Genomic DNA, 12,936 nt, shown 5'->3' on the forward strand with positions numbered 1-12,936 from the left:
GTGAGCGACGAGCAAACAATCCGGCTGCGCCGCGCGATGGCGGCCGTCACGAAGCTCCAGGCGCGAATAGCGCAGCTGGAGGCAGGGGCGCACGGCGCCATCGCGATCGTCTCCATGGCCTGCCGGTTTCCCGGCGGCGTCGACAGTCCGGAGGGGTTCTGGCAGCTCCTGGATGACGGACGGGACGCGATCACCGAGATCCCGCGTTACCGGTGGGACGTCGACGCGGTCTATGACCCGAATCCGGAGACGGTCGGCACCACGTACTGCCGCGTGGGCGGCTTCGTCGGCGAAGTGGACCGGTTCGATCCTGGTTTCTTCGGGATCAGCCCGCGCGAGGCGCTGACGATCGATCCGCGCGAGAGGTTGCTCCTCGAGACAGCGTGGGAAGCGCTCGAGCGGGGAGGGATGACCGCCAAGCGGGTCGCCGGCTCCTCGACAGGCGTCTACGTCGGCATTTTGACCCTGCCGGAGTACCAAATTGACGCTCTCCGTGACAGGGACCGGATTGACCCGTACACGCTCCTCGGCACCACCCACAGCGCGATGGCGGGCCGACTCTCGTACTGGCTCGGCCTGCACGGCCCCAACATGCCGGTCGACACGGCATGCTCGTCCTCCCTGGTGGCCGTGCACCTGGCCGTGCAGGCGCTCCGGGCAGGGGAATGCGACATGGCGCTGGCCGGAGGGGTGAGTCTCCTGCTCGCCCCGGAGGGCTACGTCTATTTCTCCCGCCTGACAGCCCTCTCCAAGACGGGGCGGTGCCATGCGTTCTCCGCCGACGCCGACGGTTACGTGCGGGGTGAAGGCTGCGGGATGGTGGTGCTGAAGCGCCTGGAGGACGCGCAGCGGGACGGTGATCCGATCCTCGCCGTGATCCGGAGCAGCGTCGTCAATCAAGACGGGACGTCGAACGGGTTCACCGCTCCCAGCGGCGTCGCTCAGGAGCAGATGCTGCGCCGGGCGCTCAAGCAGGCGCAGATCGAGCCGGCCACGATCGACGTCGTGGAGTGCCACGGGACGGGGACGATCTTGGGCGATCCCATCGAGGTCGACGCGCTGGCGAGCGTCTATGGAGAGGGGCGCTCGCCGGACCGCCCCCTGCTGCTCACGTCGGTGAAAACGAACATCGGGCACACCGAAGGGGCCGCGGGCATCGCGGGGATGATCAAAGCGGTGCTCGCGCTGCAGCATCGCCGCGTGCCGCCGTCGTTGCACTTCAACGACCGTCCGAACCCGAACATCGCTTGGGATCGCTCTCCGGTGAAGGTGGCGACCACCGCGATACCGTGGGAACAGAGGGAGCACCCGCGGCGCATCGGTGTGTCCTCGTTCGGGTTCTCGGGGACGAACGCGCACATCATTCTGGAAGGGGCGCCTGAGGCCACGCCGAGCGCGGCGCCGCCGAAGCTGAGCTTGCCGCGGGTCCAGCTGGTGTTGTCGGGTCACACGGAGGAGGCGCTGCGGGGCAACGCGGGGCGCTTGGCGGCGTGGCTGGACGACCACGACAGCTCGCTCCTGGATATCGCGTATAGCCTCGCGGCGACGCGAACCGCCTTCCGAGAGCGCGTCGCGGTCTCGGTGGCGGACGCACCGTCGGCCAAGGAGGCGCTCCGCGCCTTGGCGCGAGGGGATCTGCCGTCCGACGCGATCCGCGCGACGGCACGCCGAGACCGGGCCGTCTTCATCTTCCCCGGCCAAGGCAGCCAGTACCCGGGCATGTGCCGGACGTTGCTGAACGAGCCGGTGTTTCGTGAGGCCCTGGCCGCGTGCGACGCCGCGATACGTCAGCACGCAGGCTTCTCGGTGCTGGAGCTGCTGGAGCAAGACGACGATGCGCAGCGGAGCGCGCTGGAGAAGGTGGCCATCGTCCAACCGGTCTTGTTTGCGGTCGCCGTCGCGCTCTCGCGGTTGTGGCAGTCCTGCGGCGTGGAGCCGGCCGCCGTCGTCGGGCACAGCCAGGGAGAGGTCGCCGCGGCCGTCGTGGCCGGCGCGCTGTCGCTGGAGGAGGGCGCGCGCGTCGTCAGCGTTCGGAGCCGCCTCTTGAGTCGACTGGACGGCAGCGGGGCGATGGTCAGCGTTGGCCTCCCGATGAAGGAGGTGGAAGCCCTCCTGGCCACACACGAAGGGCTGTCGGTGGCCGTCGTGAATACGAGCGAGTCGACCGTCGTCGCGGGCGATCGTTCCCGGTTGGAGGCGCTGCTGGTCGAGCTGGAGCGTCGAAGCGTCTTCTGCCGCCGCATCGCGGTGGACTATGCGTCGCACTCGCCGCAGATGGACCCGATCCTGGGAGCTATCCGTGAGGGGCTCGCCGATCTCGCGCCCCGCGAGGCGAGCACGCCGTTCTACTCGACGGTGCTCGGCAAGCAGGCGATCGGCACCGAGCTGGGTGGCGGATACTGGGCGGACAACCTGCGTATGCCCGTGCGGATGGACCTGGCGCTCGAAGCGCTCGGGCAGCGCGACGCCGCCGTGCTCCTGGAGGTGAGCGCTCATCCTCTCCTCGCTGCCCCGCTCGGGCTTGCGGGGCACGAGGCCGTCGTCGGTTCGCTCCACCGCGACGCGGACGCCGCCTCGCGCTTTCGAGCCGCCGCCGCACAGCTCCATGTGCACGGCGTCGAGGTCGATTGGGAGAAGGTCTACGCGGCTGCGGGCGCGAGGCGGACGGCCGTGCCGACCTATGCGTTCCAGCGCGATCGCTACTGGTTGGAGAAGCCGAAGGAGCGACGGCCGCAGCGCGGAGGGCACCCGCTGCTCGGGGAGCGCATCGAGCTCTCGACGCCGAAGAAGATCGCGGTATGGGAGAGCGCCATCGGCCTCGAGGCGTTGCCGTACCTCAAGGATCATCGGGTCGAAGACGCGATCATCTTCCCAGGCGCGGGCTTTGTGGAGATGGCCCTCGCGGCGGCGAGAGAGCTCTTCGGTGGAAGAGCTCACGTGGTGGAGGATCTCTCGCTCGACGTCGCGCTCGTTCTCCTGCAGGAAGCGAAGGTCGTTCAGCTCGCCTGCGTGGAAGACGAACCGGGGTGGATGGGCTTTCAGATCTCGAGCTGGGAGGACGCGAGCTCGTCGTGGGTGCGGCACGCGCGGGGGAAACTGCGGCTCGGCGAGCCGGAGAAGGTCGCACCGGAGCCGCCTCGCGAGGTGCGCGCGCGCTGCCGCACGGCCGTGAGCGGCGGCGAGTACTACGGCGCGCTCTCGGAGCGAGGCCTCGTTTACGGGCCGTCGTTTCAACGGATCGCGCGCCTCTGGGTCGGAGAGAAGGAGGCGCTCGGCGAGATGCAGCTCGCGGGCGAGGGGACCTCGGGGGCGAGGCGCTACATCGTCCCTCCCGACTTCCTCGACGGCTGCTTTCAGGTGTTGATGGCCGCGTCGGGGTCGTCGACGGCGGGGCCGATGGTCCCGGTAGGCGTGAAGTCCGTGCGGGTTCGGGGGCCGCTCGAGGGCAACGTATGGAGCCACGTTTGGCTCCGAGAGATCGACGAGGCGAAGGGCAGCTTCACGGGCGACGTGTCTCTGCTGGACGAGTCCGGAGGCGTGCTGGTCGACGTGCGGGGGCTGCGCGTCCAGCGGCTCGAGCGCGGCGCGGTCGCGGGTGAGGAGATCCGCCGCCTTGAGCACCGCTTTCATCCGGCGCCGTTGCCGGAGCGCGAGCGCACGGCCTCGGGCAGGTCGGGCCGGGTCGTGATCCTCGCGGACGAGGGCGGCGTCGGGGATGCTCTCGCGAACGCGCTGCGGGCGGAGGGGGTATCGGCCACGTCCGTACGCGCTTCGGAGATCCCCCTGGAGGGCTCGCGGGTCTTCGAGGATCTGTTCGGCTCCTCGCCGTGTCGAGACATCGTGCACCTCTGGAGCCTCGACGGCCCGCCGCCCGATGAGATCACCGTCGCCTCGCTGGCGCGCGTCGGGCAGCGCGACTGCGGGGGCCTGCTCCACGCCGTACAGGCGCTCTCGCGCCTCTCCTTGCGAGACGCGCCGCGGCTCTGGATCGTCACGCGCGGCGTGCACCAGGTTGGGGCTCCATCGACCCCGAGCTCGCCCGGCCCCGCGCTGCTCTGGGGGCTCGGTCGAACGATCGCGGCCGAGCACCCGGAGCTCTCCTGCACGCGGCTCGATCTGGCGCCGCGACCGCTCCCGGACGAGGTGAACGAGCTCGCGAGACATCTGCTCGTCGACGATCGCGAGGACGAGATCGCGCTTCGTCCAGAGGGCCGCTTCGTCGCGCGCGTGGGGCCCGCGGCGAAGCTTCGGTCCGCGGGGACGTCGTTTGGCCCGACGAGAATCGCCCAGGGCGCGACGTACCTCGTCGTCGGTGGGCTCGGCGGCCTCGGATTGTCGCTGGCCGCGTGGTTGGTGTCCGAGGGGGCGCGCCACCTGGTTCTGACGAGTCGGCGCGGAGCGCACACTGCCGAGCAGATCGGGGCTGTCGCGCGAATGAAGGCCTCCGGGGCCCAGGTGGTCGTCGAGGCGGCGGACGTCTCGGTTCGCTCCGACGTCGAGCGCGTGCTGGAGCGAATCGCGAAGGAGCTGCCGCCGCTGCGCGGCGTCGTGCACGCGGCGGGCGTGCTCGACGACTCCCTCCTGGAGCGGCAGACGGCCGAGCGACTGGCCAAGGTGACCGCGCCCAAGGTGGCGGGCGCGTGGCACCTGCACGAGCTCACGCGCGATCAACCGCTCGATTTCTTCGTCCTCTATGCCTCGGCGTCGGGGCTCCTCGGCGCCGCGGGACAGGCCAATTACGCCGCGGCCAACGCATTCCTCGACGCGTTGGCTCATCATCGGCGCGCCCTCGGCCTCCCCGCGTTGAGCCTCGACTGGGGAGCGTTCTCCGAGGTCGGGTTGGCGGCGGCTCAGGACAACCGAGGCGCGCGGCTGGCGACCATGGGAATGCGAAGTATGACTCCCGAGGAGGGCATCGCCGTCCTCGCCGACGAGCTGGGCGGCGACCGCGTGCAGCTCGGCGTCATACCGCTCGACTTGCGGCAGTGGGTCGAGTGCCATCCGCACGTCGCCGCCTCGTCCCTGTTCTCCGAGCTGGTCCAAGCGGCCGGCCAGCTCCGGGGATTGAGCAAGACGGCCAAGTCGATGCAGCAGTCGCTGAGCAAGGCGTCCGCTTCGGAGCGCCGCGCGCTGGTCGAGCGCTTCCTTAGAGAACAGGTGGGGACTGTCCTCCGGATGGATGCGTCCAGGGTCGACCCGACGGCGCCTTTCCGGGGCATGGGGCTCGATTCCCTCATGGGATTGGAGCTGCGCAATCGGCTCGAGACCGGTCTCGGTCTGAAGCTCGCGGCCACGTTGATCTGGACATACTCCAACGTGACCGCTCTGGCGGAGCACCTCTCGGGTCGGCTCGCGGCGGAGACGAGCGGGGACCCGCGCGTCGAGACGAACGTTCCGGTCGACGTGCTCGTACACCCGGCGGCTCCGATGAGCGTCGCGCCCATCTTGAGCCTCTCGCACGAGGAGAAGAACGCACTCCTCGAAAAAACGCTGTCGGCGATCGAGGAATATCTCAAATGACCCAGGGCACAGGGACTGGACTCTCGCAGCTCGATCGAGCGCAGATCGCGCTCATGAAGGCGCAGCATGGGCTGGAGATGCTCGACCGGATCCGGTCGGAGCCGATCGCCATCGTGGGCATGGCCTGCCGGTATCCAGGAGGGGTCAACACGCTCTCTTCGTACTGGGATCTCCTGAGCCGGCGCGTCGACGCGATCAGCGAGACGCGCGCGCGCTGGCCCGACGCGGCGGCGGGCGCGGCGCCGGAGGTCCGCTGGGCGGGACTCCTGGATTCGGTCGACGCCTTCGACGCGGAGCTCTTCCACATCGCGCCGCGCGAGGCCGTGAAGCTCGACCCGCAGCAGCGCCTGCTCCTCGAGCTGACCTGGGAAGCGCTCGAGGATGCGGGCTACGCCCCGGACGGGCTCGTCGGTGCGCCCGCGGGAGTCTTCGTCGGCATTTCGAGCGCCGACTACGCCCAGCTCCTCACCGCCGCGCCGCCGGCCGACGTGGACGCTTATAACGGGACGGGCAACTCCAGCAGCTTCGCAGCCGGGCGCGTGTCGTATGTCTTCGGCTTCCAAGGACCGTCGGTGGCGATCGACACCGTCTGCTCGTCGTCGCTCGTCGCCACGCACCTGGCCTGTCAGAGCTTGCGAACGCAAGAGTGCGATCTGGCGCTGGCGGCCGGCGTGAACCTCATTCTCTCGCCGCGTTCGATGGACATCCTGGTGCCGCTGAAGGCGCTCTCTCCCGACGGGCGCTGCAAGACCTTCGACGCGCGCGCGAATGGCTTCGTCCGCGGTGAAGGGTGCGGCGTGCTCGTGCTCAAGCGCCTATCGGACGCGCTGCGGGATGGAGATTGCATCTGGGGTTTGATTCGAGGGTCGGCCGTCAACCAAGACGGCAGCTCGACCGCGCTCACTGCGCCGAACATGCTCGCGCAGCAGCAACTGCTCAGGCGGGCGCTCGCCCAGGCGAAGCTGTCCCCGTCCGACATCGGCTACATCGAGGCACACGGCACCGGCACGTCCCTCGGCGACCCCATCGAGGTCGAGGCCCTCAGCAGCGTGTTCGGCGCCGCCCGCGCGGATGGCTCGAGCTGCGCGCTCGGCTCGGTGAAGACGAACATCGGACACCTCGAGGCGGCCGCCGGAGTCGCCGGGTTGATGAAGAGCGTCCTGGCGCTTCATCACGAGTGTATCCCCGCCCATTTGCACCTGCGCGCGCTCAATCCGCGGATGTCGCTTGAGGGGACCCCCTTCGTGATTCCGACGAGCGAGCTCGCCTGGCCGCGCGGCGCGAAGCCGCGTCGGGCGGGCGTGAGCTCGTTCGGCATGAGCGGGACCAACGCTCACGTCGTGCTTGAGGAGGCACCTTCGCGGCCGGCGTCGGCGAAGCCGGATGTCGAGCGGCCGGTCCACGTGATCCCGGTGAGCGCGAACACCGCCGAGGCGCTCCGCGCGCTGGCCGGAAAGTACGCGCAAAGGCTCGCCCAGACCGAGGACCGGCTGGAAGACATCGCGCACACCGCCGGCGCTGGGCGGAGCCGGCTCCCGGAGCGACTGGCGGTGGTCGCCCGGACGAAGCAGCAAGCCCAGGAGAGGCTCGAGGCGTTCGCGCGAGGAGAGACGGCGGCCGAGTGCGCGCGCGGTCGGGCCGACCGGTCCAAGCCGGCCAAGATCGGTTTTTTCTTCGCCGATGGAGGTGCGCATTACCCGGGAATGGGCCGTTCGCTCTACGAAACAGAGCCCGTGTTCCGGCAGGCGCTCGATCGCTGCGACGCGGAGATGAAGCGGATCGCGGGCCGGAGCCTGCTCGGGGTGATGCTCGGCGGAGGCGCGAGCGGCGCCGCGCTCGACGAAGCCGAGGATACGCTGCCGGCGCTCTTCGCGCTTCAGTTCGCGCTCTGCGAGCTGTGGCGGTCGTGGGGCGCCATGCCTGACGCGGTCATGGGCCACGGCGCTGGCGAGTACGCGGCGGCGTGCGCGGCGGACGTGCTCACGATGGAAGAGGGATTGCAGCTCATCATCGAGCGGAGCCGGTCGCCGCAGGCGGAGCCGACCTCGGGGCCTTCCGACAAGGCGGCGCCGACGACGTTCAAGGCGCCATCGATCCTCTTGATACCTCACGAGGCCGGGCTCATGGCGAGGCTGGAGCCGGCGCGGGCAGAGTCCTGGCGCCGCGCCGTGGGAGAGGCCATCGCCGCCGAGCGAGGCGTGGAGGTGCTGCGCGCCAAGGGAATCGACGTGTTTCTGGAGGTCGGGCCGCATCCAGCGCGGTTCGGCGCGGAGGCGGCGCGGATCGAAGACGCGGCGGAGTGCGCGTGGCTGCCGTCGCTGTGCCAGGGGCGAGGCGAGTGGGAGACGATGCTGAGCAGCCTGGGCGAGCTGTTTGTGCGTGGCGCGGGCGTCGATTGGAAACGATTCGACGCGCCGTATGCCCGCCGGCGCGTGCGGTTGCCGACCTATACATTTCAGAGGACGCGCTACTGGTTCGAAAGCAAGTCGAGGCCGCAAAGCCGTCGCGGCCAGGAAACGGGGCACGAGCTGCTCGGCGAGCAGGTGGCTCTGGGCGGAGAAGGCGCGTTGTTCGAAAACCGGCTCAGCCCGCGTGACGGTCACTACCTCGCCGACCATCGCGTGCTCGGCAAGGTGGTCGTCCCCGCGGCCGGTCTCCTGGAGATGATGTCGGCCGCCGGGGCGAAGGTCACGGGAGCCAAGGTGCGGGTCAATGACCTGCTCGTCCTTGCGCCGCTGGTGCTGGATGATCCGGCGGGGCGAGACGCGCAGGTGGTCGTCGCGGAGCCGGTCGAGGGCCGGCGAAGCGTGAAGATCTACAGCAGGAAGGCGAGCGGCGACGGCGCGTGGACGCTGCACGTCTCGGGCGTGCTCTCGGAGCTCGGTGGCGCAGGCGCGGCCCCGGTGGACGTTGCCGGGTTGCGGGCGCGGTGCGCCGAACCGCAGGACGTGGACGCGGCATACGCGGCGTTCGAGCAGCAGGGGCTGGGGCTCGGCGAGTCATTTCGTGGGATGGAAGCGCTGTGGGCCGCGCCCGGCGAGATGCTCGCGCGCGTGCGGCTACCGGCGCGGTGCGCGAAGCAGGCGCCGGAGTACGGAATCCATCCGGTTCTCCTCGACACAGCGCTGCAGGTGCTGGCGTCGATCGTGATGCGGGGAGCCGCCGAGGATCGGCTGTATCTGCCGTTCGGAGCGGCGGGGTACGCGCAGCGGACCGACGCGGCGGAGCGCGGCTGGGTGCACGCGCGCTTGACGAGCGACCCGCGCCGCGAGGTCGTGACGGGAGACGTGCAGATCCTCGACGACGAGGGGAGAGTGGTGGCCGAGGTCGCCGGGCTCCAGTGCAAGCAAGCGCCGTCACACGCACTGCAACGGGCGTCCACGAGCACAACGGAGCAGGCGATTTACAGGCTTGAATGGGTGGAGTCTGCGCCGCAGGCGGAGGTCCCGCCGGTGCGGGGCCGGTGGTTGATCCTGGCGGACCACGAAGAGCTTGCGGAGGCGCTCGTGCGTGAGCTGTGCGCGAGGGGAGGGGAAGGTCGATTCGCGACCTGGCCGGAGGCGAAGCGCGAGCTCGAGGCGGGAGGCGCGTTCGAAGGGGTCGTACGGATTTGGGAGCGCGCGAGCGGGGAAGGCTCTCCGGCGGATCGCGCCGAGAGTCGCGCCGTGGGCGCTTTGGAGCTGACGCAAGCGCTGGTGCGAAGCGGGCGCGTGAAGCGGCTCTTGTGCGTCACGCAAGGCGCACAACCGGTGGCGCCGGGGGACGCCGTGGACATGGCGTCGTCGGCGCTGTGGGGATTGGGGCGCGCGGTCTTTCAGGAGCATCCCGAGCTGTCGTGCCGCCTGATCGATGTGGACGAGCTCGCCGGAGGGCTGTGGCGCGAGGTCGTGAGCGGCGACGCGGAGAACCAGGTGGCGCTGCGCAGCGGCAAGCGCTGGGTCGCTCGGCTGGTGAAGGCGCCGCGCGAGCCCGACACATTTTCGCCGGAGACGCCCAACTACCGGCTGGAGAGCTCGAAGCGAGGTTTGCTCGAGAGTCTGCAATGGGTACCGACCTCGAGGCGAGCGCCGGGCCCGGCTGAAGTGGAGATCGAAGTCCGAGCCGCCGGGCTCAACTTCCGGGACGTGCTCAATGCGCTTGGAATGTACCCGGGCGACGCGGGCCTCCTGGGCGGCGACTGCGCGGGCGTGGTGGCGGCGGTGGGCGAGGGCGTGCAGCACGTCGCCGTGGGGGACGCGGTGATGGGCTTGGTCCCGGGTTCTTTCGGCCGCTACGTCACGGTGGACGCGCGCCAGGTGATCCGGCGCCCGCCCGAGTGGACGTGGGAGCAGGCGGCGTCGGTACCCACCGTGTTCTTGACCGCGTGGTACGCGCTCCGCGAGCTCGCGGACCTGAGAGCGGGCGAGCGCATCCTCGTGCACGCGGCTGCGGGAGGCGTGGGGATGGCGGCCGTGCAGCTCGCGCGGTGGATGGGGGCGGAGGTCCTGGCGACCGCGAGCGCGTCGAAGCACGAGGTGCTGCGGGCGATGGGCGTCGAGGCGATCGCGGACTCCCGGTCGCTCGATTACGCCGAAGCGTGGAGCCGGACGAAGCGGCCCGGCGGCATCGACGTGGTGTTGAACGCGCTCGCCGGTGATCATGTGGACAAAAGCCTCTCGTTGCTCTCACCGGGCGGGCGCTTCCTGGAAATGGGCAAGACCGACGTGCGGAGCGTGTCGGACGTTGCGTCGAAGCATCCGGGTGTGCTGTACCGCGCGTTCGATCTGCTCGAGGCCGGGCCGGCGCGGATCCAGGAGATGTTGACCCAGATCCTGGCCGGGTTCGCCGGCGGTCGGCTGCGTCCGCTCCCCGTGACGAGCTTCGAAATGAGGCAGGCGCAGGCGGCCTTTCGTTTCATGGCGCAGGCCCGCCACGTGGGAAAGATCGTGCTTCGGGCGCCCGGCCTGGAGACGAAGCGGCCCGACGCGACGGCGCTGATCACCGGCGGACTGGGCGGGCTCGGGCTGCTCGTGGCGCGCTGGTTGATTGAAAAACATGGGATCGCGCATCTCGTCCTGGTGGGGCGCAAAACTCCCTCACCCGCGCAGCTCGCCAAGGTCGAAGAGCTGCGTGCGCTGGGCGCGCGCGTGACGGTGGCGCAGGCGGACGTCGCGGACCGCGCGCAGGTCGAAGCGCTGATGTCGTCGCTCGGACGGGAGTCGCTGCGGGGCGTAATCCACGCAGCGGGTGTCCTTGAAGACGGGATCTTGATGCAGCAAAACGGACGACGCTTCGCGCAGGTCTTCACGCCGAAGGCGCAGGGCGCGTGGAATCTGCATGAAGCGACGCGGGGCCTCTCGCTCGATTTTTTCGTGCTGTTCTCGTCCGCGGCGGCGATGCTCGGCTCCGCCGGGCAGAGCAACTACGCCGCGGCCAACAGCTTTCTGGACGGCCTCGCGCACCACCGCCGAACCCAAGGATTGTGCGGCCTCAGCTTGAACTGGGGGGCCTGGCTCGGGGCGGGGATGGCGGCGTCGCTCGGCCAGCCGGATCGCGTGCGTTTGGCGCGTCTCGGTGTCGGGTCACATACCCCAGCGGAGGGCCTCGCCTTGCTGGAGGACGCGTGGCTTCGAAGCGACCCCCAGCTCGGCCTCTTCAAGCTGGATCTGCCCGCGTCGGCGCAAGCCGCGGCGGCCGACGAGGTGCCGCCGTTGTGGCGCTCGCTGATCGTCCAGACCGGGGCGCCGCCGCGCCGCGCGGCACCTTCCTCTTCGGCATCGTCGCCGATCGCGCGATTGGCTTCGCTCTCACCCGCCGAACAAAGGTCGGAGATCGAGTCCACGCTGCGCCTGGAGGTGGCCAAGGTTCTGTCGTTGCCCACGTCGAGCGCGGTGCCGCTCGCGACCCCGCTGAAAGAGCTCGGTCTGGATTCGCTCATGGCGGTCGAGCTGCGCAACATGCTCACGGCTCACATCGGCCAGACCTTGCCGGTGACCCTCGCGTTCGACTTTCCGACGGTCAAGCAGATGACTGACTACCTGCTGACGGAGCACCTCGTGAAGCCGACCGAGCACCCGGCGCCCGTCGACGCGCCGGCTGCCCTCGCCAAGATCCCCGCGCGCCGCGGCATCCCAGTGGGATCGGACGAGCCCATCGCCATCGTCGGCATGGCGTGCCGGTTCCCCGGCAGCGACAATCCGCGAGCGTTCTGGGAAACGCTGATCGCCGGCCGCGACTGCACGTCGGAGATCCCGAGCTCGCGTTGGGATGTTGCCCGTTACTACGACGCTCGACCGGGAACGCCCGGAAAGATGATTTCCCGGCGCGGAGGTTTTCTTTCCAAGGTCACCGGGTTCGACGCGGACTTCTTCGGGATCGCGGGGATCGAAGCCGAGGCGATGGACCCTCAGCAACGCTTTCTCTTGACCGTCGCATGGGAGGCCATGGAGTCCGCGCGCCTGTCGCCGCGGCGCCTGGCCGGCAGCAAAACGGGGGTCTTCGCGGGCCTCTGCAATTTCGATTACGCACGCCTCCTGTTCACGCAGGCGCTCTCCGTCAGCCCGTACGCGGGAACCGGTGGATCTCTCGCCATTGCCGCCAACCGACTCTCGTACTTCTTCGACCTGCGCGGCCCGAGCCTGACGGTCGATACGGCGTGCTCTTCGTCGCTCGTGGCGGCCCACCTCGCGTGTCAAAGCTTGCGCATGGGGGAGTCGGATCTCGCGCTCGTGGGGGGCGCCAACCTCATCCTCGCGCCGGAGGTCAGCATCGCCCTCTCGCAGGCCGGAATGCTGGCGCCGGACGGGCGCTGCAAGGCCTTTGATGCTGCGGCGGACGGGTTCGCGCGCGGCGAGGGCTGCGCGGTGGTGGTGCTCAAACGTCTGTCGGACGCGCTCCGCGACCATGACCGCATCGTCGCCACGTTGGTCGGCTCGGCCGTGAACCAGGACGGGCGCAGCAACGGTTTGACCGCGCCGAACGGCCCGGCGCAGCAGGCGGTGGTGGAGCAGGCGCTCGAGGACGCCGGCGTGACACCTTCGGACGTCGGATTCGTGGAGGCGCACGGCAGCGGCACGCCGCTCGGAGATCCCATCGAGTTCAACGCGCTGCGGAAGGTCCTCGATCGACGCCGAACCCCGGATTCCCGGTGCTGGATCGGATCGGTGAAGACGAACATCGGGCACCTCGAGGGCGCGGCCGGGATCGCGGGGTTGATGAAGGCGGCGCTGGCGGTCCACCACGGCACGATCCCGCCGCATCTCCACGTGCGGACGCTCAACCCGCACCTCGATTCGGCCGACGGGCGGTTCGCTGTTCCCACGGCGTGTGAGCCGTGGCCGGCCTCAGGGGCGCGGCGGATCGCGGGCGTCAGCTCGTTCGGATTCGGCGGCACCAACGCGCACGTCCTCGTCGCCCAGCACGGTAACCCCTAGGGAC

Annotated in this window: 2 protein-coding genes; both read left to right on the plus strand. The window is 69.9% G+C overall.

Annotated features, from left to right (window positions below):
- Complete coding sequence (locus tag WMF45_RS18185) at nt 1-5,520, plus strand: type I polyketide synthase (protein ID WP_437718136.1); 5,520 nt, start codon at nt 1-3, stop codon at nt 5,518-5,520.
- Entirely contained in the window at nt 5,517-12,932 is a 7,416-nt protein-coding gene (locus WMF45_RS18190; protein WP_437718137.1) for an SDR family NAD(P)-dependent oxidoreductase, read from the plus strand. Before WMF45_RS18185 ends, WMF45_RS18190 begins: the two co-directional genes overlap by 4 nt.
- Nucleotides 12,933-12,936: the final 4 nt, after the last annotated feature.

Source organism: Sorangium sp. So ce448, assembly GCF_051520915.1.
GTDB classification, from domain to species: domain Bacteria; phylum Myxococcota_A; class Polyangia; order Polyangiales; family Polyangiaceae; genus Sorangium; species Sorangium cellulosum_B.

What these genes read in the sequence shown, in the direction of transcription:
- WMF45_RS18190 (WP_437718137.1), top strand. Translation starts at nt 5,517, where the DNA reads ATGACCCAGGGCACAGGGACTGGACTCTCGCAGCTCGATCGAGCGCAG.